Below are 24,682 nucleotides of genomic sequence, written 5' to 3' on the forward strand. Positions count from 1 at the left end.
ACGAGATATACCGGGCGCTATGTTCCCTGGCGTACATACACCAGGGGGTGCCGGGCTTAGGGTGGGTTGCTACTTCCCACGTCCCGATGCCACACATGCCCATCCCTTCCACACGCCTCGCGCGCCGGGCCGGCGACGCCCTGCGCGTGGGGCCCTTCTCGGTCACGCGCAGCGCGCAGGCCCTGCTCAAGGAGGGCGCGCTGCAGGATGCCATCCTCACCAGCGCCACCTTCTCGCTCATCGCCACCGACGAGAAGGGAGTCATCCAGGTGTTCAACGTCGGCGCGGAGCGGATGCTCGGCTATCGCGCGCAGGACGTCATCGACCTGCTGAGCCCGAGCGACTTCCATGACGCGCAGGAAGTTGCGCTGCGCGCCGAAACGCTGACGCTGGAACTCGGCACGCCCATCGCCCCGGGCTTCGAGGCGCTCGCGTTCAAGGCCTCGCGCGACATCGAGGACAGCTACGAGCTCACCTACGTGTGCAAGGACGGCAGCCGCTTCCCGGCGATCGTCTCCGTGACCGCGCTGCGCGACGCGCGGGGGAGCCTGATCGGGTTCCTCCTGATCGGCACCGACAACTCCGCGCGCAAGCGCGCGGAGTCGGAACTGAAGGAGGCCATGGCCGCGGCGGAGACGGCCAACCGCGCGAAGTCGGACTTTCTCTCCAGCATGAGCCACGAGCTGCGCACGCCGCTCAACGCGATCCTCGGCTTCGCGCAGCTGCTCGAGACGGGCGCGCCGGCGCCCACCGCGGCCCAGCAGCGCAACATCGACCAGATTCTCAAGGCCGGGTGGTACCTGCTGGAGCTGATCAACGAAGTGCTGGACCTCGCGCTCATCGAGTCGGGCAAGCTCACGCTGTCGAACGAGCCGGTGTCGCTCGCCGAAGTCATGACCGAATGCCGCGCCATGGTGGAGCCGCAGGCGCGTTCGCGCAGCATCGGCATGAGCTTTCCGCGTTTCGACGTCCCGTGCTTCATCAATGCCGATCGCACGCGCGTGAAGCAGGTGCTGATCAACCTCCTGTTCAACGCCATCAAGTACAACCGCCCCCGGGGCACGGTCGTGGTGGAGGCGGCGGTGACCGCGATCGGCTGGCATCGCGTCAGCGTGCGCGACAGCGGCGTGGGCCTCTCGCCGGAGCAGGTCGGCCAGCTGTTCCAGCCCTTCAACCGCCTCGGCAAGGAATCGGGCGCGGAGGAGGGCACCGGCATCGGCCTGGTCGTGACCAAGCGCCTGGTCAACCTGATGGGCGGCACCATCGGCGTGGACAGCACGCTGGGCGTCGGCAGCGTGTTCTGGGTGGAATTCCGGACTTCGGCGGCCCCCTGTTTCACCCACGCGCCCGAGGGACACGCGGCGGCGGCGCGGCCGAGCGTGCCCGAGGGCACGCCCCTGCGCACCGTGCTGTACGTGGAGGACAACCCCGCCAACCTGGAGCTGGTGGGCCAGCTCATCGCCCGCCGCAACGACCTGCACATGCTGAGCGCGTCCGACGCCAAGCTGGGTATCGAGTACGCACGCGCCTGCCTGCCCGAAGTCATCCTCATGGACATCAACCTGCCCGGCATGAGCGGGCTCGAGGCCATGAAAGTCCTGCGCGCCGACGCGACGACGGCGCACATCCCGATCATCGCGCTCAGCGCGAATGCAGTTCCGCGCGACGTCGAGCGCGCCATCGAGGCGGGCTTCTTCAACTACATCACCAAGCCCATCATGGTCGGCCAGTTCATGGATGCGCTGGACGTCGCCTTGCACCTGGCGCAGACGACCCCTCGCACCCTGGGAGCGGCAGCGCCATGATCCACGCAGACACCGCCATGCTGGGCGCCCGCATCCTCATCGTCGACGACCAGCAGGCGAACGTGAGCCTGCTCGAGGAGATGCTTTCCCAGGCGGGCTACACGAACGTAAGCTCGACCCTCGATCCGCTCGCGGTGTCCGCGTTGCACCGCAGGCACGACTACGACCTCATCCTGCTGGACCTGCACATGCCGGCGATGGACGGCTTCCAGGTGATCGAGGCGCTCAAGACCAACGAGCGCGACGCGTGGCTGCCGGTGCTGGTCATCACCGCCCAGCCCGGCCACAAGCTGCGGGCGCTGCAGGCGGGCGCGCGGGACTTCGTGAGCAAGCCCTTCGACCTGCTGGAGGTGCTCACGCGCATCCGCAACATGCTGGAGGTGCGCCTCCTCTATCGCCGCATGCAGGACCACAACGCCGTGCTGGACGCGATGGTGCGCGAGCGCACCGCCGAACTGCGCGAGAGCGAGGCCCGCTACCGGAGCCTCACCGAGCTCGCGTCCGACTGGTACTGGGAACAGGACGAGGACGGGGTGTTCACCAAGGTCTCGGGGCCCGTGCTCGAGATGCTGGGGATCCGCGTCGACGGGGCGGGCGAGCCGGCCGATTCGACCGCCGCCTCGGGTTGGGACGAGACCGAGCGCAGCGCCCTGCAGAGCGCGATCGAGGCGCGGCAGCCCTTCCTGGACTTCATCTTCAGCCGCGTCAATCCGGACGGCTCGCGCCAACGCTTCCGGGTGAGCGGCGAACCCATGTTCGGGCGCGCTTGCCAGTTCCTGGGCTACCGGGGCATCGGCGTCGAGATCTCGCGCGACACCGAAGGGACGTGCTGATGGCAGAGCCTTCTCCCCACCTCGCGCGACCGGCCGCCGCGGCCCCGGCCCGCGCGCCGACGCCCCCGCTGCTGCGGCTGGCGGCCGACGGCGCGCGCCCGGGCCAGGTCGCGGACGCCGCGGTGCGCGAATGGAACTACGTGCACGGCGCGCTGTCGCCGCTCATCGGGCAGCGCGGTGCGGCATCCCTCTTTCGCCGGGTGCTGCACCTGGCGCGCGCCGACCGGCCCTGGCTGGATGCGGCCTACCTCGGCAACTCCGGGCCCGGCGACTTCGCGAGCTTCCACGCCGCGCTGTCGCGCCAGGAGAGCCTCATCGCCGCCGGCGCCCACGACGAGATGCTGCGCGCATTGCGCGGCCTGCTGGCCAACCTCATTGGACTTTCATTGACCGACCGACTCCTCCCCGCCACTTCCTCTTCCCCCTCCGCCGGCCCGGCCGTGCAGGACGCTTCGCCATGAACACGCACAAGGCCACCATCACCCGGCTCGCCACCGGCGTCCCGGGCCTGGACGAGGTGCTCGGCGGCGGTCTGCCCGAGTTCTCCTTCAACGTCATCGCCGGCTCGCCCGGCTGCGGCAAGACGACGCTCGCGCACCAGATCATGTTCGCGCTGGCCTCGCCGCGCTGCCCCGCCCTCTATTTCACCGTGCTCGGCGAGCCGCCGCTGAAGATGCTGCGCTACCAGCAGCAATTCGGCTTTTTCGACCCGGCCCGTGTCAACGACTGCGTGCACTTCATCAGCCTGTCCGAGGAAACGGCATCCGGCGACCTGTCGAAGGTGCTTGCGCGCATCGTCGCCGAAGTGGAAGCCTACGGGCCCCGGCTGGTGTTCGTGGACTCGTTCCGCTCGGTCGTGCTCGCGGGCAGCGGCGAGTCGTTCATCACGCTGCAGGAGTTCGTGCAGCAGCTCGGCATCCTCATGACGAACTGGCAGGCGACGACGTTCCTCATCGGCGAATACTTCACCGACACCGAGCCCAACCCCGTGTTCACCGTGGCCGACGGCCTCATCTGGCTGCGCCAGAGCGTGCAGCGCAACTCCATCGTACGCAAGATGGAGATCATGAAGATGCGCGGGCAGGGGACGCTCGCGGGGCTGCACACCTTCCGCATCGGCGAGGACGGCATCCGCGTGTTCCCGCCGCCGCAACTGGCGGTGGCGCAGGACCTGGGTCCGCCCGCGCCGGCAGTCCAGGAGCGGCTGCGCATGGGCGTCGATGGCCTGGACGAGATGATGGGCGGCGGCCTGCCGCGCGGCTACTCGCTGCTGGTCGCCGGCCCCACGGGTGCGGGCAAGAGCATCATGGCCTCCGCATTCCTGGTGCAGGGTGCGCGCGACGGGCAAACGGGCGTCATCGCGGCGTTCGAGCAGCGTCCCGACCGCTCGCGCGGGCATGAACTGGCGGAACTGATCGCGGCAGGCCGCGTGGGGGTGGTGGACGCGCGGGCGCCGGGCCTGTCGGTCGACGAGATCGCCACGCTGCTCATCGCCGAGATCTGCCGCCTGGGCGCCAAGCGCGTCGTCATCGATTCGCTCTCGGGCTTCGAGCTGGCGCTGGCCCCTACGTTCCGCGAGGACTTCCGCGAATCGCTGTCGCGCCTCGTGTCGGCGCTCGCGGGCACCGGCGCCACGGTACTCGACGTCGGAGCTGGAGGATCGCTACGGCGACCTGCGCTTCAGCCCGTACGGCACGGCGTTCCTCACCGACGCCATCATCGTGCAGCGCTACATCGAGGTGGAGGGTGGCCTGCGCCGCGTCATGGCGGTCGCCAAGGTGCGCGGCAGCGCGCATTCCAGCGAGCTGCGCCAGTTCGAGATCGACGACGGCGGCATCCGCATCGGGAGCAAGCTCGAAGGCTACGAGGGCTTGCTGAGCGGCAGGCCGACGCGGCGCGCCCCGGTACGCACGGAACTCACCGGCCACGGCGATGGCTGACCTCGTGGACAGCGGCGTTCCCCACGCGCCGGGCGCCGACCCGGCCGTCACGGACGTCGCCGACGCGCAGCGGGTGCTCGCGGGCCTCCAGGCACAGGGCGACGCCGTGCGCGCGCAGCTCGCGGCGCTGCGCCAGGACCTCGCGCAGGTCGAAGGCGAGATCGCGGCCGCGCCGGTCACGCAGCTGCGCGAGGCGAACGAACAGCTCGTGCTGGCCGCCATGCGGGCGGAAGCCATCGCGGACAGCGCGACGGACCGGCTGGGCCGCCTCACCGAATCGGCAACCAGGACGCCGCCGGCCCGGTACCTCGAGGACGCGCGCGAACTGCTCGACCTGCGGGAGGCCAACGAACGCCTGGTCGTGGCGGCGCTCGAATCGCAGCAGCTTGAGTCCACGGCCCTGGAGGCGCAGCGCCGGCAGGTGTCCTTCCTGGCGACCGTCGCGCACGAGCTGCGCAACCCGCTGATGCCCTTGCGCCTGGCGGCGCAGATGCTGGATCGCGCCCGCGCGGACGAAGCCGCGCATGCGAAGCTGCAGGCGACCATCAAGGGCCAGGTCGCCCAGATGACGCGGCTCATCGGCGACCTGCTGGACGGCTCGCGTATCAGCACCGGCAAGTTCCGGCTGGAACGCACGCTGGTGGACCTCGGCGACATCCTGGACCGCGCGGTGGAGACCTGCCTGCCCGGCATGGACCTGCGGCACCACCGCTTCACGCGTGAAGTGCAGGGCGGCCGCATGCCGGTGCTGGCCGACACGGTGCGCCTGGTGCAGGTGTTCGGCAACCTGCTGGAAAATTCCTCCAAGTACACGCGCGAAGGCGGGCGGATCTCGCTGAGCGCGGTCGCGGGGCCGCGCACGGTGGTCGTCACCATCGCGGACAACGGCATCGGCATCACGCCGGCGGCGTTGCCGCACGTCTTCGACATGTTCGTGCGCGACGCGCATGCGTCGGAGGTGAACGAAGGCCTGGGCATCGGCCTGGCCGTCGTGCGGGAACTGGTGCGCGCGCACGAGGGCACCGTGGTGGCGGCCAGCCGCGGCAAGGACCTCGGCAGCGAGTTCACGGTGACCTTGCCGCTCGGCGCGATCACCGCGGCCGCGGGCGCCGCCGCACCGCAGCCGGCGTAGGACAACGCGCCGCATCGGGGCCTAAGCGCGGCAGCGCACAGATCAGCCAGCGCGGGGCGCGCACCGTGTCCGGAGGATGGGGCGCGCAACCCGCGCGCTGCCTCCCCCAAATTTGCGGGACAAAAATGAACAGACTCCAGAGCATCCGGCCGTGGCTCGCGGCAATAGTGGTCGGCGCTCTCGTGGCCTGCGGCGGCGGGGGCCGTGACCCGATCCTCGGTTTCGACGGAACGTCGGTCCCGCCCACGCCCGTCGTGCCGGTGGTGCCGCCAGGAACGCCGGCACCGCCGACCGTCACGGCCGTCGCACCGGTGAACAACGCCACGGGCGTCGCCACCAACAACACGGTGATCACCGCGGCCTTCAGCGAGGCGATGTCGCCCCTGCCCGTCGGCGGCTTCACCGTCACCTGCGCGGCGCCCTGCGCCAACGCGGCAGGCACGTTCGCGCTGGACGGCACCGCCCGCATCGCCACGTTCACCCTCGCTCCCGGAAGCAGCCTCGCCGCCGCGACCACCTACACCGGAACGATCACCGGCGCGAAGAGCCTGGCCACCGGCCTGGCCATCGCCGGTCCCTTCGTCTGGACCTTCAGCACCGGCGTCGCGCCCGACCTGACGCGGCCCCGCGTGACCCTGACCGTGCCGCCGACGACGTCGCCGGGCCCGACCACGGGCGTCGCGACCAACACCGCGATCACCGCCGTGTTCACCGAAGACATGGCGCCGGCCACGATTTCCGCGGCGAGCTTCACCGTCGGTTGCGCGGCGCCCTGCGTCGCACCCGCGGGCACCGTCTCGTATGGGGTGGCGAGCCGCACCGCCGTCTTCCTGCCCGCCGCCGTGCTGGCCGCGAACACGACGTACAACGTGACCATCACGACGGCGGCCACCGACCTCGCGGGCAACGCGCTCGCCGGCAACCAGGCCGCCCTGCCCGCCGCGAGCAACTACCTGTGGTCGTTCACCACGGCCGCGGCGCCCGCGCCCGCGGGCAACGTCACGGTGCAGTCGACGAATCCGTCGAACGGCGCCTCCTCCGTGTGCCCCGACGCCACCATCAACGCGACCTTCAGCGTGCCCTCGGGCCTGCAGGTCGACCCGGGCACCATCAACTCGGGCGTCTTCACCGTCACCGGCGGCGCACCCGTGGTGGCCTCTTCCGTCGCGCTGGACAACGCCACCGGACGCATCGCGACCTTCACGCCGCTCGCGCCGCTGACCGTGGGCACGACCTACACCGCGAAGATCAAGGGCGGCGCCGCGGGCGTCGCGGATCTCGCCGTGCCGGCCAACACCATGCTGGCCGATTCGAGCTGGACCTTCACCGTCGCGAGCTGTGTCATCCCCCCGGTGCCGCCCACCATCGCGCTGGGCTCGGCGTCGCTCTTCGGCGCCTTCGGCGGCTCGGCCGGCGTCACCAGCCAGGGCCTCAACACCGTCATCAACGGCAACATCGGCACCACCGCGGTGTCCACCGCGGTCACCGGCTTCCATGACGCCGGCCCGGGCTGCACCTACACCGAGACGCCCCTGAATGTCGGCACGGTGAACGGCCTGATCTACACGGCGGCGCCGCCGCCGACCGTCGGGTGCCCGAACGAAGGCACGGCGACCACGTTCTCCATCGCGACCCAGGCGCGTGCCGACGCCTTGAAGGCCTACAACGCGCTCGCCGCGATGCCGGGCGGGCCGGACCCGGGCGCGGGCAACCTCGCCAACAAGACGCTCGCCCCGGGCGTGTACACCGCGGCCGCCGGCAGCTTCAAGATCGAGGGCGGCAACCTGACGCTCGATGCGCAGGGCAACGCCAACGCCGTGTGGGTGTTCCAGATGGCGACGACGCTCACCGTGGGCGGCCCCGGCGCGGCGTTCCCGTCGAGCGTCATCCTCACCAACGGCGCGCAGGCCAAGAACGTGTTCTGGCAGGTCGGCAGCGCCGCGACGATCAACGCCGCGGGCGGCGGGACGATGGTGGGCACCGTCATCGCGCAATCCGGCGCGGCGATTTCCACGCCGGGCAATGCCGCGATCGTGCGCATCAACGGCCGCGTGCTGTCGCTGGGCGCCTCGGTCACGATGGTCAACACCGTCATCAACGTGCCGGCGCCATGAGCGCGCACCTACACAGCACCCGAAAGCAACCATGACACTGAATCCCACTTCACGCGTGCTGGGCCTGGCGCTCCTCGCGGTTTGCGGCGGCGCCTCGGCGCAGCCCCTGGACAGCGGCTGGTACGCCGGCGGCAGCGCCGGGCGCTCCGCCGCGACCATCGACGACACGCGCATCCGCGGCGGCCTCGCGGGGCAGGGCCTCGGCACCACGTCCATCGACGATCGCGACCGCTCCAACGGCTACAAACTTTTCGGCGGCTACCAGTTCTCGCCCTATATCGGCGTGGAAGCGGGGCTGGTCGACCTCGGCCGCTTCGGCTACACGGCGCAAACGACGCCCGCGGGCAGCCTGAACGGCGACATCCGCGTGCGCGGCATGAACCTCGACCTGGTCGGGACACTGCCCCTGTTCGGCAGGCTGTCGGCCCTCGGCCGCGTCGGCGTCGCCTCGCTTCGCAGCAGCGACGGCTTCAGCGCGACGGGCGCGGCCCGCGTGCCTTACGCCAATGCGAACCCCAGTCAGCGCAGCGCCAACCTCAAGCTCGGCGCGGGCCTCTCCTATGCCGTCACGGACGCGCTGTCGGTGCGGCTCGAAGGCGAGCGCTACCGCCTGAAGGACGCCGTGGGCAACACGGGCCATGCGGATCTCCTGTCCGTCGGCCTGGTCTACCGCTTCGGCGTGCGACCGCCACCGCCGCGCATGGCGGAAGCGCCAGTCGTCGTCGCGGCGGCACCGCCTCCCGCAGCGGCGCCGATGCCGCCGCCACCGCCACCGCCCGCACCGCCGCCCGCACCCGCGGCGCCGATGCGCGTGTCGCTGTCCGCGGATTCGCTGTTCGACTTCGACAAGTCGGTGGTGAAACCCGAGGGACGCGCTGCGCTCGACAAGCTCGCAGCCGATTTGCGCGGCGTGCGTTACGACGCGATCGCGGTGACGGGCCACACCGACCGCTTCGGCTCGCATGCCTACAACATGAAGTTGTCGCAGCGACGTGCCGAGGCCGTGGCCGACTACCTGGTGAAGGCCGGCATCGCCGCCGGCTCGATCAGCGCGAAGGGCGTCGATGGGGACAACCCCGTGACGCAGCCCGGCGCGTGCAAGGGCAACAAGCCGACGCCTGCCGTGGTGGCGTGCCTGCAGCCGGATCGCCGCGTCGACGTGGAAGTGACCGGCTCGCGCTGACCCTGCGCTCGCGCATGAGGGCGCGCCGTCCTACGCCACCGCCCCGCCATGGGTGCGGCAACGCACAGACCGCGTCCTTATGCACGAGCATCCTGCAAGGGTTGACTTCGTCATCCGTCCTGGTGAGTTCTTGCCGGGCTGTTCAAAAAGCTACCTGGAGATATTCACCATGATCAATTTCACCCGCACCTCCGTGCTCGTCGCCGCCGTTGCCCTGACGACCCTGGCCGGCTGCGCATCCACGCAACGCCATGAAAGCACCGGCCAGTACATCGACGACACCGCGATCACCACCTCGGTGAAGGCCGCGATCTTCAACGACCCGATGCTCAAGTCGGCCGAGATCAACGTGGAGACCTTCAAGGGGCGCGTCCAGCTGAGCGGCTTCGTGAGCGGCCGCCAGAGCATCGACCGCGCCGTGCAAGTGGCGCAGGGCGTCAAGGGCGTGACCTCCGTGTCCAACGACATGAAGATGAAGTGATCTGCGGCAGCGGGTCTTCCGCTGCAGCCCGATCCGGCAGAATGGGCGCAACTTCGCGGTTGCGCCCATGTTTTTTTTGTCCCCACCTCTTTCACGGCTCCAGGCCGTCATCATCGATCTCGACGGCACTCTGGTCGACACGCTCGGCGACTTCGCCGTGTCCCTCAACCGGATGCTGGGCGATCTCTCATTGCCCCCTATCGAGCCTGCGGCGATCGAAGCGATGGTCGGCAAGGGCTCGGAGCACCTGATCCAATCCGTCCTCGCGCACGTGGGCGCGCCGCCCACGGCTTTCGATGCCGCGTGGTCGTCCTACCAGCGGCACTACCTCGCCATCAACGGTGAATTCGCGAGCGTCTATCCGGGCGCGATCGAAGGACTGCGCGAGCTGCGGGAGTCAGGCCTGCGCCTGGCGTGTCTCACGAACAAGCCGACCAATTTCGCGCTTCCCCTGCTGGAGCGCAAGGGCTTGAGCGAATTCTTCCAGTGCGTGTTCGGCGGCGACGCCTTCGAGCGCAAGAAGCCCGACCCGATGCCGCTCGTGAAGACGTGCGAGGCGCTGGGGACGCCGCCTTCGCACACACTGATGATCGGCGACTCCAGCAACGACGCGCAGGCCGCGCGCGCCGCGGGGTGCCCGGTCATCCTCATGACCTACGGGTACAACCACGGCGAGCCGGTGCGCAATGTGGATGCGGACGGTTTCGCGGATTCGCTGTTCGAAGCCGCGCAGTCGCTCAGGCCGGGCGGCCCAGCAGCGCGTCCTTGAGCTTCCAGTCGGCCGGGCTCGGGCCGAGCCAGATGCGCACCAGCGCATTGAAGAACTCCTGCTCCTTGAAGGGCTCGAGGTCCTTGAAGCACTTGGTGCTGTTGATGTGGATCAGCATGCCGGTGCCCGGCACCCAGTCGATCTTGAAGCTCTCGCCGGACTTGAGCAGCTTGCACTCCGAGAAGAGCTGGCTCATGCGCATCACGCCCGGGACCAGCTTGGAGAATTCCTTCTTGTCCATGTTGTCCTCCATGCCGCGCGAGAACAGCTTGCCGAGCTCGCCCGAGTCGATGTCGCGCAGCATCGTGATGTCGATGCGCTTGGCGCCGGGCATCGCCAGCACTTCCTCGGTCGTGGCGGCCTTCTTCGGCAGGTACAGGCCCATGGCGTACACCTTGAAGATGGCCTTGTAGCGCACGCCCGCGCCGTTGAGCTGCACCTTCGCGCCCTTCACGTCGGTGGCGTCCTCGTATTTCACGCCTGATACCGTCACCTCCGCGCAGGCGGATGCCGCCGCCGCCAGCATCACCCACATCGTGATGCCTTGCTTCAACCACTTCATCGCTGTCTCTCCTCGAAATAGTACGACCGTTCGATTCGGTGATTGTCGAGGTCGCCGCGAAGTCGCCGCTACAGGGTTTTCGCGCGGAGTGTCGCCTCGGGGTCCCGTGGCCCGGAGGGTTTGCTACACTTTGCGCATGTCCATCCACCGCACCACCCCTGCAGGCCTCGACGGCCAGGGAGCCTGGCCCTGGCGCCGGCCTCTTCGCGTGCGTTCCTGATTGCACGGGGCAGCCCGTGCCCCCGCGTCTCGAGTCCCTCGAGGCAAACCCGAATCGATAGCGGCACGTCGCCGCGGAGCTTGTGGAGGCTCACCCCTTGATCACCGAACTTGAATTCAAAAGCCTTGGCACCCAGGGCTACAACCGCATCCCCCTCATCGCCGAGGCATTCGCGGACCTGGAGACGCCGCTCTCGCTGTACCTCAAGCTCGCGCATGCGCGCGACGGCGGCAAATACAGCTTCCTGCTCGAATCCGTCGTCGGCGGCGAGCGCTTCGGGCGCTACAGCTTCATCGGCCTGCCGGCGCGCACGCTCTTGCGCTGCACCGGCTTCGGCGCGGAGGCGAAGACGGAGGTCGTGACGAACGGCGTCGTCGTGGAGACGCACAGCGGCAACCCGCTGGACTTCATCGAGGCTTACCAGAAGCGATTCAAGGTCGCGCTGCGGCCCGGCCTGCCGCGCTTTTGCGGCGGCCTCGCGGGCTACTTCGGCTACGACACGGTGCGGCACATCGAGAAGAAGCTGGAAAAGAGCTGCCCGCCCGACACGCTGCACTGCCCGGACATCCTGCTGCTGCAGTGCGAAGAACTCGCCGTCATCGACAACCTGTCGGGCAAGCTCTACCTGATCGTCTACGCGGACCCGGGGCAGGGCGAGGCTTACGCCAACGGCAAGAAGCGCCTGCGTGAGCTGCGCGACCAGCTGAAGTATTCGGTGAGCGCGCCGGTGATCCGGCAGACGGAGGCGTACCCCGCCGAGCGCGACTTCGCGAAGGCCGACTACCTGAAGGCGGTCGAACGTGCGAAGGAGCTGATCGCCGCGGGCGACTTCATGCAGGTGCAGGTGGGCCAGCGCATCAAGAAGCGCTACACGGAGTCGCCGCTGTCGCTCTATCGCGCGCTGCGTTCTCTCAACCCGAGCCCCTACATGTACTACTACCACTTCGGGGACTTCCACGTGGTGGGCGCGTCGCCGGAGATCCTGGTGCGCCAGGAGCAGACGCCCGAGGGCCAGAAGGTGACGATCCGTCCGCTCGCCGGCACGCGGCCGCGCGGCGCGACGGTGGAGATCGACAAGGCGGTCGAGCAGGAACTCATCGCCGACCCGAAGGAGCGCGCGGAACATGTGATGCTGATCGACCTCGCGCGCAACGACATCGGCCGCATCGCGAAGACGGGCACGGTGAAGGTGACGGAAGCTTTCGCGGTGGAGCGCTACAGCCACGTGATGCACATCGTGAGCAACGTCGAGGGCATCCTGAACGACGGGATGACCAGCATCGATGTGTTGAAGGCGACCTTCCCTGCAGGCACCCTGACCGGCGCGCCGAAGGTGCACGCGATGGAGTTGATCGACCAGCTGGAGCCGACGAAGCGAGGCCTGTATGGCGGTGCGTGCGGATACCTGAGCTATGCCGGCGACATGGACGTCGCGATCGCGATCCGCACGGGGATCATCAAGGACCAGATGCTGTATGTGCAGGCGGCCGCGGGCGTGGTCGCGGATTCGGTGCCCGAGATGGAGTGGAAGGAGACGGAGGCGAAGGCGCGTGCCTTGCTGCGTGCTTCGGAGCTGGTCGAGGAGGGGCTGGAATGAGCTCGCCTGAATTTTTGAACGCAGAGGACGCAGAGGTTCCGCAGAGGGCGCAGAGGAACAGCCCGGTCGAAAATGATTTTTCGCACGAAATCATCGGGGCTGCCCTGGAGGTCCAGAAAGCCTTGGGTACCGGCTTGCTGGAGAGTGCGTATTCGGCAGCATTTGCCATGGAACTCGCGGAGCGCGAAATCGGCTTCGCGCAAGAGGTCGCCATTCCCGGCTTCTACAAAAACCGGCCATTGGGAGTCGCGTTTCGCGCGGACTTCATCGTCGAAAACTCCGTGATCGTCGAGATCAAGGCAGTAGACATGGTGACGGAATTGCACAGGGCGCAGTTGCTCTCCTATCTGCGCATGGCCAACCTGAAACTGGGCCTGCTCATCAACTTCCACGTGTTCCCGTTGGTCAAGGGCGTCCACAGATTGGCGAACAAGCTATGAACCACCTTCCCGGCCTTCTCTGCGTCCTCAACGGAACTTCTGCGTCCTCTGCGTTCAAGATTGCATTGGCGCGACATGCTCACTCGAGGAGGGCGAAATGAAGCTCCTCATGATCGACAACTACGACAGCTTCACCTACAACCTCGTGCAATATTTCGGCGAGCTCGGTGCCCAGGTGGAGGTGTTCCGCAACGACGAGATCGCCATCGAAGGCATCGCGCAGCGAAAGCCTGATCGGCTCGTTGTCTCGCCCGGTCCGTGCTCTCCTGCCGAAGCGGGAATCTCCGTGGAAGCCATCCGCCACTTCGCCGGCAAGCTGCCCATCCTGGGCGTGTGCCTCGGACATCAATCCATCGGCGCGGCGTTCGGCGGGAAGATCGTCCGCGCTCGCCAGCTGATGCACGGCAAGACCAGCGTCATCAAGACGACGCAGGAAGGTGTCTTTCGCGGATTGCCCGAGTCCTTTACCGTGAACCGCTATCACTCGCTGGCGATCGAACAGGAAAGCCGTCCCGACGTGCTGGCCGTCACGGCCACCACCGACGACGGCGAGATCATGGGTGTGCGCCACAGGGAACTCGCGATCGAAGGCGTGCAGTTCCACCCCGAATCGATCCTCACAGAGCACGGCCATGCCATGCTGAAGAACTTCATGGAGCAACGGGCATGAACAAGCCGGTCGACCTGCGCAGCGATACCGTCACCCAGCCGACTCCCGGCATGCGCGAGGCCATGGCCGCCGCGCGGCTGGGCGATGATGTGTTCGGCGACGACCCGAGCGTCAACGCGCTGCAGGACAAGATCGCGGCGATGCTGGGCTTCGAGGCAGCCCTCTTCGTGCCGACCGGGACGCAGAGCAACCTCTGCGCGATCCTTTCGCACTGCCAGCGGGGAGACGAATACATCGTGGGCCAGATGCAGCACTGCTACCGCTGGGAGGGCGGCGGCGGCGCCGTTTTCGGCAGCGTGCAGCCACAGCCGCTCGACCACCAGCCGGACGGTACGCTGGCGCTCGCCGACATCGAGGCCGCGATCAAGCCTGACGATCCGCACTTCGCGCGCAGCCGCATGCTCGCCCTGGAGAACACGCTGGGCGGCAAGCTGCTGCCGATGGCGTATGTGGAACAGGCGACCGCGCTCGCGAAAACCAAAGGGCTGGGGCGGCACCTCGACGGCGCCCGTCTCTTCAATGCGGCGGTTGCCCAGGCGGCGAAGGTGGGCGGGGACGCGCTCGCCGAAGCCCGGCGCATCGCGCAGTGTTTCGACAGCGTGTCGGTGTGCTTCAGCAAGGGCCTGGGCGCGCCCGCTGGCTCGGCGCTGTGCGGGTCGCGCGAATTCATCGGCCGTGCGCGCCGGGTGCGCAAGATGGCGGGCGGCGCGATGCGGCAGGCGGGGTTCCTCGCGGCGGCCGCCACGTATGCGCTGGACCATCATGTCGAACGGCTCGCGCAGGACCACGCGCTCGCCCGGCAACTGGCCGAGGGCCTGGCCGGGATCGACGGTCTCGTGGTGGAGGCGCCTCAAAGCAACATCCTGTTCGTCGACCTTACCGGCTCGGCACGCGATCACGCCGACGCGCTGCTCAAGCACCTGGCCCAGCACGGCGTGCTCGCGACGGGCCTGTACCGGCTTCGCTTCGTGACGCACCTGGATGTCGATGCCGACGGCGTGGACCGCGCGATCGCGGCGATCCGCGGTTTCTTCAGGGCGTGACCATGCCGGATGCGCACCACCTCCTGCTGTTCATCGCGGCCGGCTGGCTGCTGAACCTCACGCCGGGGCCGGACGTGCTCTACATCGTCACGAACGCGTTGCGTTCGGGCGCGCGCGCGGGCCTCGTCGCCGGCCTGGGCATCACGGCGGGCTGTTTCGTGCACGTGTTCGCGGCGGCCATCGGCGTGAGTGCGCTGCTCGCGACATCGGCCACCGCCTTCACCGTGCTGAAGTACATCGGCGCGGCGTACCTGCTGTGGATCGGCGTGAAGATCCTGCTGGCGAAGGCGCCGGCACAGGAGCCCGACGTCGCGGCGCTCGCAGCCGCCGGAAAGCCGCGCGAGCTGAAATCGATTTTTGCCGGTGGCTTCCTCACCAACGTGCTCAACCCGAAGGTGGCGCTGTTCTTCCTGGCCTTCGTGCCGCAGTTCATCGCGCCGGACGCGGACAACAAGGCGCTCGCCTTCGTGCTGCTGGGCGTGATCTTCAACCTCAATTCCATCCCGGTGAATTCCGGCTGGGCGCTGGCCGCCGCGTGGATGGCGCGCAGCGGCTCCGTCCGCAGAGGCATGCACTGGCTGGACAAGGCGGCCGCCTGCATGTTCATCGCTTTCGGACTGAAGCTGGCCCTGACCGACAATCCGTCCCGCTAACCCCACAAGAGGAGCACACGATGCCCATCAGTCCTCAGGAAGCGCTCCAGCGCACCATCGAACACCGCGAGATATTCAACGACGAGATGCTGCACGTGGTGCGCATGATCATGAGCGGCGAGCTGTCGCCGGTGATGATGGCCGCGCTCATCACGGGCCTGCGCGTCAAGAAGGAAACCATCGGCGAGATCACCGCCGCCGCGCAGGTGATGCGCGAGTTCTCGACCAAGGTGCACGTGGCGGACAAGACCCATCTGGTCGACATCGTCGGCACCGGGGGCGACGGATCGCACACGTTCAACATCTCCACCTGCTCGATGTTCGTCGCGGCCGCGGCCGGCGCGAAGGTCAGCAAGCACGGCGGGCGCAGCGTGTCCAGCAAGAGCGGCAGCGCCGACGTGCTGGAGAGCCTGGGCCTGAACATCAGCCTGTCGCCCGACGCCATCGCGAAATGCATCGAGCAGGTCGGCATCGGCTTCATGTTCGCGCCCAACCACCATCCCGCGATGAAGAACGTCGCGCCCGTGCGCAAGGAACTCGGCGTGCGCACGATCTTCAACATCCTGGGGCCACTCACCAACCCGGCGGGCGCGCCGAACATCCTGATGGGCGTGTTCCACCCGGACCTGGTGGGCATCCAGGTGCGAGCCCTGCAGCGACTCGGTGCGGAACACGCGGTCGTCGTCTACGGCCGTGACGGCATGGACGAGATCAGCCTGGGCGCGGCCACGATGGTGGGTGAGCTCAAGAACGGCGAGATCGCGGAGTACGAAATCCACCCGGAAGATTTCGGATTGCAGATGGCGAGCAACCGCGCGCTGAAGGTGGATACACCGGAGCAATCCCGGCAGATGCTGCTCGGCGTGCTGGACAACCAGGCCGGAGCCGCGCGCGACATCGTGATCCTCAACGCGGGCGCCGCGCTGTATGCCGCGAACGTCAGCGATTCCATCCAGTCGGGCATCGCGAAGGCGCGCGCTGTCGTGGAGAGCGGCGCGGCCAGGGCAAAGCTCGAGCAGTTCGTGGCCGTTTCCAAATCCCTCGCAGGCTGAACGCAATGGAAGACATTCTCGAAAAGATCGTCGCGGTCAAGCGCCAAGAGATCGCGGCGGCGCAGCGGCGCATGCCGGTCGCCGCGATGCGCGCGGATGCGGAGAGCCGCGTGCTGACGCGCGACTTCGAAGCCGCCTTGCGCCGCAAGATCGCGGCCGGCCAGAGCGCAGTGATCGCGGAAGTGAAGAAGGCGAGCCCGAGCAAGGGCGTGCTGCGTGAAGAATTCATCCCGGCGGATATCGCGCAGAGCTATGCACTGGGAGACGGCAAGACCAGCGCGGCGTGCCTGTCCGTGCTGACCGACAGGCAGTTCTTCCAGGGGCAGGTGGACTACCTCAAGCAGGCGCGCGCGTCCTGCGACCTGCCGGTCCTGCGCAAGGACTTCATGGTGGACCCGTACCAGGTGTACGAGTCGCGCTCCATGGGCGCCGACTGCATCCTCCTCATCGTGGCGTGCCTGGACGACGCGCGCATGGCCGAGATGGAAGCGATCGCGCGCAGCCTGGACATGGCCGTGCTGGTGGAGGTGCACGACAGGGCCGAACTGCAGCGCGCGCTGAAGCTCAAGACGCCGCTGATCGGCATCAACAACCGCAACTTGCGGACCTTCGACGTGTCGTTGGACACGACGCTGGGCATGCTCGGCGATGTGCCGGCGGATCGCCTCGTCATCACCGAATCCGGCATCACGACGCCCGAGGACGTGAAGAAGATGCGTGACGCGGGCGTCCACGCTTTCCTGGTCGGCGAAGCCTTCATGCGCGCCGAAGAACCGGGCGACGCCCTGGCCGCCCTGTTCGGCTGATGCAGTCGAGCCTGCTGCCGGATGACTCCGGCGCGCCGCGCTTGCGGGCCTGGGAGCCGGACAAGTGGCCCCTGGCCGACGGTTGGTCGCCGGTGGTCGAGCGGTTTTTCCTCAGTGCGGAAGGGCAGCGCCTCGCGCGGTTCATCCGTGACCGGCTCGCGGCCGGGGCCGTGGTGTACCCGCCCCACCCCTTGAGGGCACTGGAGCTCACGCCGCCCGCGAACGTCCACGCCGTCATCGTCGGGCAGGACCCGTATCACGGGCCGGGGCAGGCGGAAGGGCTGGCGTTCTCGGTGGCGCCGGGCGTGAAACTCCCTCCGTCCCTGCGCAACATCTTCAAGGAATTGCACCGCGAAGCGCCGGGCTCCACGCCGGCGAACGGGTCCCTGCTCGGGTGGGCAAAGCGCGGCGTGCTGCTGCTCAACACCAGCCTGACCGTCGAGGAGGGCGCGGCGGGCAGCCATGCGAAGCAGGGCTGGGAAGTCCTGACGGACGCCTTGCTCGCCGAGGTCGCGGCGAAGGCATCGCCTTGCGTGTACATGCTGTGGGGCGCCCACGCGCAGGCCAAGGCACCGCTGATCGAGCAGGCCGCGCGGCTGCACGGGCGTGAGGCGCTCGTGCTCCAGGCGAACCATCCGTCGCCCCTGTCGGCGAGCCGGCCGCCCGCGCCTTTCATCGGCTGCGGCCATTTCTCGATCGCGCGCGACTGGCTGACGGCGCGGGGCTTTCCGGGGATCTTCTAGTTATCGGTCACGGCCGGCGCGGCGCCGCTTGAAGAGCTGGGCCAGCCAAGGCGTGAAACCGCGCGCGGTCGGCAATTTCCCTTCGGCGGCGGCCACGTCCTCGCGCGTGTCGTCGAGGTAGTCGCGCCGGACATCGATGGTGCTGCGCTGCCCGATGTCGTCGACGTGGTGGGCGAGCCAGTGCGCGCCGCTCTTGCGGCCGAGCTCGAAGAGCGTGCGGATGATCGCGGCATCCGTCGAGGTGCGCGAGGACGCCGGGTACGCCGCCATCGCCTCGCCACCGTCCACGCGATGCAGCAGCACGTGCTTGCAGCGGCCCTGCGCGAGCGCGCCTTCCTCGATCAGCCGGTTGATGAAGTCGATGGAGCGCATCTGTGTGAGCAGGCTCGCGTTGAAGGTGAGCTCGCTGATGCGGTCGAGGATCTCCGCGTTCGACTGCGGTGCGCTGTCGCGCTTGAGGGGGTTGATCTGCACCAGCATGAGGTCGCGGCTGGCGCAGGAATCGATCAGGGGAGTCAGTGGCGGATTGACCGCGTAGCCGCCGTCCCAGTAACTCTCGCCGTCGATCTCCACCGCACGGAAGAGCTGCGGCAGGCAGGCCGAGGCCATCACGGCCTGCGCGGTCAGGCGCTCGCCGGTGAAGATGACGGCCCGGCCCGTATTGACGTGCGTGGCGGACACGAACACCTTGAGTTGGGGATGCCGCGCGATCGCGGCGAAGTCGATTTCACGCTCGAGCAGGTCGCGCAGGGGGTTGATGTCCAGCGGGTTCAGCTGGGCAGGGGACAGCAGGTTCCGCCACGCGGCAATCATCATGTTTGCGGGCGCTAACTCATTGCTGAAGCCGCCCCACAGCATGCTTGCCAGCTTTTGCTGCATGCTACCGAGGGCGCCCCAGTCCGAGATCTGGCCCCAGATGCGCGCGAGCGAATCGCGCGCGGCCTGGCGTGGGTCTGCGGCACCTTTCGCGTAGCCGCTCGCCAGGGCGACCGCGTTCAGTGCGCCGGCACTGGCACCGCTGAGTCCTTCGATGGCAACGCGGCCGTCTTCCAGCAAAGCGTCGAGCACGCCCCAGGTGAACGCGCCGTGAGATCCGCCGCCTTGCAAGGCGATGTTGAGGGTGCGCATGCGGGAAGGGGTAGCAACATTCATGCGGAGTTTCGGCAGGGTTGATTTGGGGCCCGCGCAGGTGACAGGTGAGGCCGAATCGTGCTATATTTCGAGGTTCGCCGGAGGGGTGCCCGAGTGGCTAAAGGGGGCAGACTGTAAATCTGTTGGCTTACGCCTACGCTGGTTCGAATCCAGCCTCCTCCACCAGCGATTTGTGTCGTCGTGAGATGAGTTGCAGCGTGTCGGCGGTTTTGAGTGTGAGGTACTGACCTGAAGCATGCGGCCCGAGCGATGCGGGAGTAGTTCAATGGTAGAACCTTAGCCTTCCAAGCTAATGACGCGGGTTCGATTCCCGCTTCCCGCTCCAAAGCCGTACGCGTGCAATGAGTTAATCGCCCTTGTGGCTCAGTGGTAGAGCACTCCCTTGGTAAGGGAGAGGTCGCGGGTCCGATTCCCGCCAAGGGCACCAGTTTCCAGCCGGTGCATGCGCAACGGTTGAGTTGATCGTCAAGTTACTTTTCGGAGTCGAAAATGGCAAAAGGAAAATTCGAGCGGACCAAGCCGCACGTCAATGTGGGCACCATCGGACACGTGGACCACGGCAAGACGACGCTGACGGCGGCCATCACCTCGGTGCTGGCGCAGAAGTTCGGCGGCGAGGCCAAGGCGTACGACCAGATCGACGCGGCCCCGGAAGAAAAGGCGCGCGGCATCACGATCAACACGGCGCACGTGGAGTACGAGACGGCGAACCGCCACTACGCCCACGTGGACTGCCCGGGCCACGCCGACTACGTGAAGAACATGATCACCGGCGCCGCCCAGATGGATGGCGCGATCCTGGTGGTGTCGGCAGCCGACGGCCCGATGCCCCAGACGCGCGAGCACATCCTGCTGGCCCGCCAGGTGGGCGTGCCCTACATCATCGTGTTCCTGAACAAGTGCGACATGGTGGACGACGCCGAGCTCCTGGAGCTGGTGGAGATGGAAGTGCGCGAGCTGCTGTCCAAGTACGAGTTCCCGGGCGACGACACCCCGATCATCCACGGCTCGGCCAAGCTGGCGCTCGAGGGTGACAAGGGCGAGCTGGGCGAGCAGGCGATCATGAAGCTGGCCGATGCGATGGACAGCTACATTCCCCAGCCCGAGCGCGCGATCGACGGTGCGTTCCTGATGCCGGTGGAAGACGTGTTCTCCATCTCGGGGCGCGGCACGGTGGTGACGGGCCGCGTGGAGCGCGGCATCGTGAAGGTGGGCGAGGAAATCGAGATCGTGGGCATTGCCCCGACGCAGAAGACCACCTGCACGGGCGTGGAGATGTTCCGCAAGCTGCTGGACCAGGGCCAGGCGGGCGACAACGTGGGTATCCTGTTGCGCGGCACCAAGCGCGAAGACGTGCAGCGCGGCCAGGTGCTGTGCAAGCCGGGTTCGATCAAGCCGCACACGCACTTCACCGCCGAGGTGTACGTGCTGAGCAAGGACGAGGGCGGGCGCCACACGCCGTTCTTCAACAACTACCGTCCGCAGTTCTACTTCCGCACGACGGACGTGACCGGCGCGATCGAGCTGCCCAAGGACAAGGAAATGGTCATGCCGGGCGACAACGTGTCGATCACGGTCAAGCTGATCAACCCGATCGCCATGCAAGAAGGCCTGCGCTTCGCCATCCGCGAAGGCGGCAAGACCGTGGGCTCGGGCGTCGTCGCCAAAATTCTGGAGTAAACGCGGAGGGGTATAGCTCAATTGGCAGAGCGTCGGTCTCCAAAACCGAAGGTTGTAGGTTCGATTCCTACTGCCCCTGCCACCTGAAAGTGGCCCCGCAAGCAAGCCCGTCCCGAGTGACGGGCTTCAGCGTCTTAATGGATTAGAAGGAAACGCGCCCCAACATGGCCACTTCGCAAGTTGAAACCGTCACGACCGGCGCCGATAAGGCCAAGCTGGGCGTCGCCGCCGCGCTCGTGATCGCGGCGCTGGCGGGCTTTTACCTGCTGGGCAAGCAGGGCCCGTACGCCCAGTGGGGTGTGCTGGTGGTGGGCATTGCCGCGGCCTTCGTGGTGTTCATGACCTCCGAGTCCGGCAAGGAGTTCATCGCCTTCGGCCGCGACTCCTGGAAGGAAGTCAAGAAAGTCGTCTGGCCCACCCGCAAGGAAGCCATCCAGATGACGGCCTACGTGATCGCCTTCTGCGCCGTGATGGCCATCTTCCTGTGGCTGACGGACAAGACCCTCGAATGGCTGTTCTACGACGTGATTTTGGGGTGGAAAAAGTAATGAGCGACAACACCGATACCACCGCAGAGACGACTCCCGAGGACGCGCAACCCGCGGTGCCGGCCAAGCCGACGCACCCGGACATGCACTGGTACGTCGTCCATGCCTACTCGGGCATGGAGAAGGCTGTCGAGCGCAATATCCGCGAACGCATCAACCGCGCCGGCATGCAGGACGCCTTCGGCGAAATCCTGGTGCCCACCGAGGAAGTGGTCGAGATCAAGAACGGCCAGAAGAAGACGTCCGAGCGCCGCTTCTACCCCGGCTATGTGCTGGTGCAGATGATCATGAACGACGACACCTGGCACCTGGTGAAGCACACGAACAAGGTGACGGGCTTCGTGGGCGGCGCGAAGAACCGCCCGGCCCCGATCTCGCAGGACGAAGTCGCGAAGATCCTCGGCCAGATGGAGGAGGGCACCGAGAAGCCCCGCCACAAGGTCGAGTTCATCACCGGCGAATACGTGCGCGTCAAGGACGGCCCGTTCACCGACTTCAACGGCACGGTCGAGGAAGTCAACTACGAAAAGAACAAGGTCCGCGTGTCGGTCACGATCTTCGGTCGTGCGACCCCCGTGGAACTGGAATTCAGCCAGGTCGAAAAGACTTAGAGTGAACAAGGAGAGAACAAGGCCTTTGGCCTTGTCCTTGCAGCTTATTGCCTCCCCAGCTCGGCAATAAGCATCTGACAGAGAGCTGTTAACCCCCGGGGAGCCGAGGCTCAAGAGCCGAAGCGTTACCACCCGCAAGGAGTAAAAACCATGGCGAAGAAAATCGTCGGTTTTGTGAAGCTGCAAGTGCCAGCTGGCAAGGCCAACCCGTCCCCCCCGATCGGCCCCGCGCTCGGTCAGCGCGGCTTGAACATCATGGAATTCTGCAAGGCGTTCAACGCCCAGACCCAGGGTGTCGAGCCGGGCCTGCCCCTGCCCGTCGTCATCACCGCCTATGCGGACAAGAGCTTCACCTTCATCATCAAGACCCCGCCCGCGACGGTCCTGATCAAGAAGGCCGTGAAGCTGGACAAGGGCTCGTCCACGCCCCACAGCAACAAGGTCGGCAAGATCACCCGCGCGCAGCTGGAAGAGATCGCCAAGACCAAGCTGAAGGACATGAACGCCGCGAGCGTGGATGCCGCCATCCGCACGCTGGCCGGTTCTGCCCGTTCCATGGGCATCACGGTTGAGGGCCTGTAATCATGACCAAGCTCACCAAGAAACAAAAAGTCCTTCAGGGCAAGGTCGACAGCACCAAGCTGTACGCCTTCAGCGAAGCCCTGACCTTCGTCAAGGAAGCCGCCACCGCCAAGTTCGATGAATCCATCGACGTGGCCGTGCAGCTGGGCATCGACCCGAAGAAGTCCGACCAGGTCGTTCGCGGCGCGGTCGTGATGCCCAACGGCACCGGCAAGACCAAGCGCGTCGCCGTGTTCGCCCAAGGCGCCAAGGCCGAAGAGGCCAAGGCCGCCGGCGCCGACATCGTCGGCATGGACGACCTGGCTGCCCGCGTGAAGGCCGGCGACATGCCGTTCGACGTGGTCATTGCCGCGCCGGACGCCATGCGCGTCGTCGGTACGCTGGGCCAGATCCTCGGCCCGCGCGGCCTGATGCCCAACCCGAAGGTCGGCACCGTGACGCCCGACGTCGCGACCGCCGTGAAGAACGCCAAGGCCGGCCAGGTCCAGTTCCGCGCCGACAAGGCCGGCATCATCCACGCGACCATTGGCCGCCGCTCGTTCGAATCGGACAAGCTGCAAGGCAACCTGGTCGCGCTGATCGATGCGCTGAACAAGGCGAAGCCCGCCTCGAGCAAGGGCGTGTACCTGCGCAAGGTGGCGGTGTCGTCGACCATGGGCCTGGGTGTCCGCGTCGACACGCAGACCATTTCGGCGTAATTGCATTGAATGACCGGGCGGCGCGGGCAGGCGCCGCCGGGTGTGGTGGGTCGGGAAGTTCGCCAAGGACTTCCCGGGCCATCCAAGACCGTTGGCGTGCAGACAACTGCGCTTAATAGTGACAAGCCAACGCAGATGGCGATCCCGCTGAGATGGATTTTCGAAAGATTTCCGAAACAGTTGGTCGCTGCAACTAAGGCGTGCCCAAGGCCAAAAAGCCAAAGGCACATATCGAAGGAGTAGACCTTGAGTCTGAATCGCAGTGAGAAGCAAGCGGTCATTGAAGAAGTGACCGGACTCGCCGCCAAAGCTCAAACGCTGGTGATGGCGGAATACCGCGGCATCACGGTCGCCGACATGACGAAACTGCGCAACGATGCGCGCAGCAAGGGCGTCAGCCTGAGTGTTCTGAAGAACACCCTGGCCCGCCGTGCTGTCGCAGGCAGCGCGTTCGAAATCGTCGGTGACCAGATGACCGGCCCGCTGATCTACGGCTTCTCCGTGGACGCAACGGCCGCCGCCAAGGTGGTGGCCGACTTCGCGAAGACCAACGACAAGCTGGTCATTCGCGGTGGCGCCTACGGTGGCAAGTCGCTGGACGTGAACGCAGTCAAGGCGCTGGCCAACATTCCCTCCAAGGAAGTGTTGCTGGCCCAGCTTTGCGGCCTGTTGATGTCGCCCATTTCCCGCACCGCCGTGGTGCTGGGTGCTTTGGCGACCAAAAAGGGTGGCGGCGACGCCCCCGCCGCGGAAGAACCCGCAGCTGCCGCGGCGTAAAGCGCCCGGCTACGTACCCAACTGTTTAAAGGAAATTTCAAATGGCATTCGACAAAGACGCATTCCTGACCTCGCTGGACAGCATGACGGTCATGGAACTCAACGACCTGGTCAAGGCGATCGAAGAGAAGTTCGGCGTGTCCGCCGCGGCCATGGCCGCCCCGGCAGCCGGTGGCGGCGGTGCTGCCGCCGCGGTCGCTGAAGAGAAGACCGAGTTCACCGTTCAGCTGATGGAAGCCGGCGCCCAGAAGGTGTCCGTCATCAAGGCCGTGCGCGAAATCACCGGCCTGGGCCTCAAGGAAGCCAAGGACCTGGTCGACGGCGCCCCCAAGGCCGTCAAGGAAGGCATGAACAAGGCCGATGCCGACGCCGCCAAGAAGAAGCTGGAAGACGCCGGCGCCAAGGTCGAGCTGAAGTAATTCGCCCCTGCATCCAGGGCTGGAGGGTCCCGAAAGGGCCTCCAGCCTTTGGTGCTTTAGAGGATGCGTCCAGAGCGCATTCGAAAAGACTGGTCCAATACAAGGTTCCCCCAGTTTTTTCGAGTGTCTTCTGACCCCGACTGCAGAAGATGCCTTGGTTCGGGCGATGTGC

At 67.0% G+C, this 24,682-nt stretch carries 26 protein-coding genes, 4 tRNA genes and 1 pseudogene; 29 read left to right on the plus strand and 2 right to left on the minus strand.

The genetic code is table 11. The annotated features are described in order from the left end of the window. Positions 1 to 95 precede the first annotated feature (95 nt). From I5803_RS14720 to I5803_RS14760, 10 genes and pseudogenes are all read left to right on the plus strand, one after another. Complete coding sequence (locus tag I5803_RS14720; RefSeq protein ID WP_231402426.1) at positions 96 to 1,805, plus strand: PAS domain-containing hybrid sensor histidine kinase/response regulator; 1,710 nt, start codon at positions 96 to 98, stop codon at positions 1,803 to 1,805. Continuing rightward, a complete protein-coding gene (locus tag I5803_RS14725) occupies positions 1,802 to 2,638 on the plus strand; it encodes a response regulator (RefSeq protein WP_196987093.1) in 837 nt (278 codons plus the stop codon). The genes I5803_RS14720 and I5803_RS14725 overlap by 4 nt, the downstream gene beginning before the upstream one ends. Beyond that, the gene (locus I5803_RS14730) at positions 2,638 to 3,099 is read left to right on the plus strand and encodes a hypothetical protein (protein WP_196987094.1); all 462 of its coding nucleotides are present in this window, start codon (positions 2,638 to 2,640) and stop codon (positions 3,097 to 3,099) included. The genes I5803_RS14725 and I5803_RS14730 overlap by 1 nt, the downstream gene beginning before the upstream one ends. After that, a pseudogene (locus I5803_RS14735) lies at positions 3,096 to 4,220 on the plus strand (RAD55 family ATPase); the annotation flags it as partial. The gene I5803_RS14730 and the pseudogene I5803_RS14735, both read left to right, overlap by 4 nt. Before the next feature lie 157 nt (positions 4,221 to 4,377). After that, positions 4,378 to 4,578 carry a hypothetical protein gene (locus I5803_RS22265; RefSeq protein ID WP_354001705.1) on the plus strand — a complete coding sequence of 67 codons (201 nt, stop codon included), beginning with the start codon at positions 4,378 to 4,380 and terminating at the stop codon, positions 4,576 to 4,578. 361 nt (positions 4,579 to 4,939) lie between these two features. Continuing rightward, positions 4,940 to 5,710: a sensor histidine kinase gene (locus I5803_RS22090; RefSeq protein WP_354001666.1), complete on the plus strand. Its 771-nt coding sequence runs from the start codon at positions 4,940 to 4,942 to the stop codon at positions 5,708 to 5,710. A 125-nt stretch (positions 5,711 to 5,835) separates the two neighbouring features. Next, the gene (locus I5803_RS14745) at positions 5,836 to 7,824 is read left to right on the plus strand and encodes an ice-binding family protein (protein WP_196987096.1); all 1,989 of its coding nucleotides are present in this window, start codon (positions 5,836 to 5,838) and stop codon (positions 7,822 to 7,824) included. A gap of 31 nt (positions 7,825 to 7,855) precedes the next feature. Next, positions 7,856 to 9,007: an OmpA family protein gene (locus I5803_RS14750; protein ID WP_196987097.1), complete on the plus strand. Its 1,152-nt coding sequence runs from the start codon at positions 7,856 to 7,858 to the stop codon at positions 9,005 to 9,007. A gap of 169 nt (positions 9,008 to 9,176) precedes the next feature. Further along, a complete protein-coding gene (locus I5803_RS14755; RefSeq protein ID WP_196987098.1) occupies positions 9,177 to 9,488 on the plus strand; it encodes a BON domain-containing protein in 312 nt (103 codons plus the stop codon). Positions 9,489 to 9,555: 67 nt separating this feature from the next. After that, positions 9,556 to 10,257 carry a phosphoglycolate phosphatase gene (locus I5803_RS14760; protein ID WP_196987099.1) on the plus strand — a complete coding sequence of 234 codons (702 nt, stop codon included), beginning with the start codon at positions 9,556 to 9,558 and terminating at the stop codon, positions 10,255 to 10,257. Here I5803_RS14760 and I5803_RS14765 read toward each other — a convergent pair. Further along, complete coding sequence (locus tag I5803_RS14765; protein ID WP_196987100.1) at positions 10,226 to 10,819, minus strand: chalcone isomerase family protein; 594 nt, start codon at positions 10,817 to 10,819, stop codon at positions 10,226 to 10,228. The genes I5803_RS14760 and I5803_RS14765 overlap by 32 nt on opposite strands. A gap of 317 nt (positions 10,820 to 11,136) precedes the next feature. Here I5803_RS14765 and trpE point away from each other — a divergent pair, with 317 nt between their 5' ends. The 8 genes from trpE (at position 11,137) to I5803_RS14805 (ending at position 18,043) form a co-directional block, all read left to right on the plus strand. After that, positions 11,137 to 12,636, plus strand: coding sequence for an anthranilate synthase component I (trpE, locus tag I5803_RS14770; RefSeq protein WP_196987101.1), 1,500 nt, complete (start codon positions 11,137 to 11,139; stop codon positions 12,634 to 12,636). Then, complete coding sequence (locus I5803_RS14775) at positions 12,633 to 13,076, plus strand: GxxExxY protein (protein WP_196987102.1); 444 nt, start codon at positions 12,633 to 12,635, stop codon at positions 13,074 to 13,076. Before trpE ends, I5803_RS14775 begins: the two co-directional genes overlap by 4 nt. 97 nt (positions 13,077 to 13,173) lie before the next feature. Then, on the plus strand, positions 13,174 to 13,746 hold the full coding sequence (locus I5803_RS14780; RefSeq protein WP_196987103.1) for an aminodeoxychorismate/anthranilate synthase component II: 573 nt from the start codon (positions 13,174 to 13,176) through the stop codon (positions 13,744 to 13,746). Then, positions 13,743 to 14,789: a low-specificity L-threonine aldolase gene (ltaE, locus tag I5803_RS14785; RefSeq protein WP_196987104.1), complete on the plus strand. Its 1,047-nt coding sequence runs from the start codon at positions 13,743 to 13,745 to the stop codon at positions 14,787 to 14,789. The genes I5803_RS14780 and ltaE overlap by 4 nt, the downstream gene beginning before the upstream one ends. Before the next feature lie 2 nt (positions 14,790 to 14,791). Continuing rightward, complete coding sequence (locus I5803_RS14790) at positions 14,792 to 15,442, plus strand: LysE family translocator (RefSeq protein ID WP_196987105.1); 651 nt, start codon at positions 14,792 to 14,794, stop codon at positions 15,440 to 15,442. Positions 15,443 to 15,462: 20 nt separating this feature from the next. Continuing rightward, the gene (gene trpD, locus I5803_RS14795) at positions 15,463 to 16,494 is read left to right on the plus strand and encodes an anthranilate phosphoribosyltransferase (protein ID WP_196987106.1); all 1,032 of its coding nucleotides are present in this window, start codon (positions 15,463 to 15,465) and stop codon (positions 16,492 to 16,494) included. A gap of 5 nt (positions 16,495 to 16,499) precedes the next feature. Continuing rightward, entirely contained in the window at positions 16,500 to 17,300 is an 801-nt protein-coding gene (trpC, locus tag I5803_RS14800; protein WP_196987107.1) for an indole-3-glycerol phosphate synthase TrpC, read from the plus strand. After that, the gene (locus I5803_RS14805; RefSeq protein WP_196987108.1) at positions 17,300 to 18,043 is read left to right on the plus strand and encodes a uracil-DNA glycosylase; all 744 of its coding nucleotides are present in this window, start codon (positions 17,300 to 17,302) and stop codon (positions 18,041 to 18,043) included. The genes trpC and I5803_RS14805 overlap by 1 nt, the downstream gene beginning before the upstream one ends. On the opposite strand, the gene I5803_RS14810 is transcribed toward I5803_RS14805, so the two are convergent. Continuing rightward, positions 18,044 to 19,171 carry a patatin-like phospholipase family protein gene (locus I5803_RS14810; RefSeq protein ID WP_196987109.1) on the minus strand — a complete coding sequence of 376 codons (1,128 nt, stop codon included), beginning with the start codon at positions 19,169 to 19,171 and terminating at the stop codon, positions 18,044 to 18,046. It lies immediately after the preceding gene. 103 nt (positions 19,172 to 19,274) lie between these two features. Between I5803_RS14810 and I5803_RS14815 the strand changes: the two genes are divergently transcribed. The 11 genes from I5803_RS14815 to rplL all read left to right on the plus strand — a co-directional run bounded on the left by I5803_RS14815 (position 19,275) and on the right by rplL (position 24,510). Beyond that, positions 19,275 to 19,360: transfer RNA gene (locus I5803_RS14815), tRNA-Tyr, on the plus strand. A gap of 86 nt (positions 19,361 to 19,446) precedes the next feature. Then, positions 19,447 to 19,520: transfer RNA gene (locus I5803_RS14820), tRNA-Gly, on the plus strand. Between the two features lie 27 nt (positions 19,521 to 19,547). Further along, a tRNA-Thr gene (locus tag I5803_RS14825) sits at positions 19,548 to 19,622 on the plus strand. Positions 19,623 to 19,684: 62 nt separating this feature from the next. Further along, positions 19,685 to 20,875: an elongation factor Tu gene (gene tuf / locus I5803_RS14830; protein ID WP_196986572.1), complete on the plus strand. Its 1,191-nt coding sequence runs from the start codon at positions 19,685 to 19,687 to the stop codon at positions 20,873 to 20,875. Positions 20,876 to 20,881: 6 nt separating this feature from the next. After that, positions 20,882 to 20,957, plus strand: a tRNA-Trp gene (locus I5803_RS14835). 82 nt (positions 20,958 to 21,039) lie between these two features. Beyond that, the gene (gene secE / locus I5803_RS14840) at positions 21,040 to 21,423 is read left to right on the plus strand and encodes a preprotein translocase subunit SecE (RefSeq protein ID WP_196987110.1); all 384 of its coding nucleotides are present in this window, start codon (positions 21,040 to 21,042) and stop codon (positions 21,421 to 21,423) included. Next, positions 21,423 to 22,034: a transcription termination/antitermination protein NusG gene (gene nusG, locus I5803_RS14845; RefSeq protein WP_196987111.1), complete on the plus strand. Its 612-nt coding sequence runs from the start codon at positions 21,423 to 21,425 to the stop codon at positions 22,032 to 22,034. Before secE ends, nusG begins: the two co-directional genes overlap by 1 nt. Positions 22,035 to 22,184: 150 nt before the next feature. Beyond that, a complete protein-coding gene (rplK, locus tag I5803_RS14850; RefSeq protein WP_196987112.1) occupies positions 22,185 to 22,616 on the plus strand; it encodes a 50S ribosomal protein L11 in 432 nt (143 codons plus the stop codon). Between the two features lie 2 nt (positions 22,617 to 22,618). Continuing rightward, entirely contained in the window at positions 22,619 to 23,314 is a 696-nt protein-coding gene (rplA, locus tag I5803_RS14855) for a 50S ribosomal protein L1 (protein ID WP_196987113.1), read from the plus strand. Between the two features lie 246 nt (positions 23,315 to 23,560). Next, complete coding sequence (gene rplJ / locus I5803_RS14860) at positions 23,561 to 24,091, plus strand: 50S ribosomal protein L10 (protein WP_196987114.1); 531 nt, start codon at positions 23,561 to 23,563, stop codon at positions 24,089 to 24,091. 41 nt (positions 24,092 to 24,132) lie between these two features. Then, positions 24,133 to 24,510 (plus strand): 50S ribosomal protein L7/L12, encoded by a 378-nt coding sequence (rplL, locus tag I5803_RS14865; RefSeq protein ID WP_196987115.1) that lies wholly within the window; start codon positions 24,133 to 24,135, stop codon positions 24,508 to 24,510. The last annotated feature ends 172 nt before the right edge of the window (positions 24,511 to 24,682 follow it).

This window comes from Caenimonas aquaedulcis, assembly GCF_015831345.1.
In the GTDB taxonomy this organism is placed as follows: domain Bacteria; phylum Pseudomonadota; class Gammaproteobacteria; order Burkholderiales; family Burkholderiaceae_C; genus Ramlibacter; species Ramlibacter aquaedulcis.

What these genes read in the sequence shown, in the direction of transcription:
- I5803_RS14720 (WP_231402426.1), top strand. Translation starts at nt 96, where the DNA reads ATGCCCATCCCTTCCACACGCCTCGCGCGCCGGGCCGGCGACGCCCTG.
- I5803_RS14725 (WP_196987093.1), top strand. Translation starts at nt 1,802, where the DNA reads ATGATCCACGCAGACACCGCCATGCTGGGCGCCCGCATCCTCATCGTC.
- I5803_RS14730 (WP_196987094.1), top strand. Translation starts at nt 2,638, where the DNA reads ATGGCAGAGCCTTCTCCCCACCTCGCGCGACCGGCCGCCGCGGCCCCG.
- I5803_RS14745 (WP_196987096.1), top strand. Translation starts at nt 5,836, where the DNA reads ATGAACAGACTCCAGAGCATCCGGCCGTGGCTCGCGGCAATAGTGGTC.
- I5803_RS14750 (WP_196987097.1), top strand. Translation starts at nt 7,856, where the DNA reads ATGACACTGAATCCCACTTCACGCGTGCTGGGCCTGGCGCTCCTCGCG.
- I5803_RS14755 (WP_196987098.1), top strand. Translation starts at nt 9,177, where the DNA reads ATGATCAATTTCACCCGCACCTCCGTGCTCGTCGCCGCCGTTGCCCTG.
- I5803_RS14760 (WP_196987099.1), top strand. Translation starts at nt 9,556, where the DNA reads ATGTTTTTTTTGTCCCCACCTCTTTCACGGCTCCAGGCCGTCATCATC.
- I5803_RS14765 (WP_196987100.1), bottom strand. Translation starts at nt 10,819, where the DNA reads ATGAAGTGGTTGAAGCAAGGCATCACGATGTGGGTGATGCTGGCGGCG.
- I5803_RS14775 (WP_196987102.1), top strand. Translation starts at nt 12,633, where the DNA reads ATGAGCTCGCCTGAATTTTTGAACGCAGAGGACGCAGAGGTTCCGCAG.
- I5803_RS14780 (WP_196987103.1), top strand. Translation starts at nt 13,174, where the DNA reads ATGAAGCTCCTCATGATCGACAACTACGACAGCTTCACCTACAACCTC.
- ltaE (WP_196987104.1), top strand. Translation starts at nt 13,743, where the DNA reads ATGAACAAGCCGGTCGACCTGCGCAGCGATACCGTCACCCAGCCGACT.
- I5803_RS14790 (WP_196987105.1), top strand. Translation starts at nt 14,792, where the DNA reads ATGCCGGATGCGCACCACCTCCTGCTGTTCATCGCGGCCGGCTGGCTG.
- trpD (WP_196987106.1), top strand. Translation starts at nt 15,463, where the DNA reads ATGCCCATCAGTCCTCAGGAAGCGCTCCAGCGCACCATCGAACACCGC.
- trpC (WP_196987107.1), top strand. Translation starts at nt 16,500, where the DNA reads ATGGAAGACATTCTCGAAAAGATCGTCGCGGTCAAGCGCCAAGAGATC.
- I5803_RS14805 (WP_196987108.1), top strand. Translation starts at nt 17,300, where the DNA reads ATGCAGTCGAGCCTGCTGCCGGATGACTCCGGCGCGCCGCGCTTGCGG.
- I5803_RS14810 (WP_196987109.1), bottom strand. Translation starts at nt 19,171, where the DNA reads ATGCGCACCCTCAACATCGCCTTGCAAGGCGGCGGATCTCACGGCGCG.
- tuf (WP_196986572.1), top strand. Translation starts at nt 19,685, where the DNA reads ATGGCAAAAGGAAAATTCGAGCGGACCAAGCCGCACGTCAATGTGGGC.
- secE (WP_196987110.1), top strand. Translation starts at nt 21,040, where the DNA reads ATGGCCACTTCGCAAGTTGAAACCGTCACGACCGGCGCCGATAAGGCC.
- nusG (WP_196987111.1), top strand. Translation starts at nt 21,423, where the DNA reads ATGAGCGACAACACCGATACCACCGCAGAGACGACTCCCGAGGACGCG.
- rplK (WP_196987112.1), top strand. Translation starts at nt 22,185, where the DNA reads ATGGCGAAGAAAATCGTCGGTTTTGTGAAGCTGCAAGTGCCAGCTGGC.
- rplA (WP_196987113.1), top strand. Translation starts at nt 22,619, where the DNA reads ATGACCAAGCTCACCAAGAAACAAAAAGTCCTTCAGGGCAAGGTCGAC.
- rplL (WP_196987115.1), top strand. Translation starts at nt 24,133, where the DNA reads ATGGCATTCGACAAAGACGCATTCCTGACCTCGCTGGACAGCATGACG.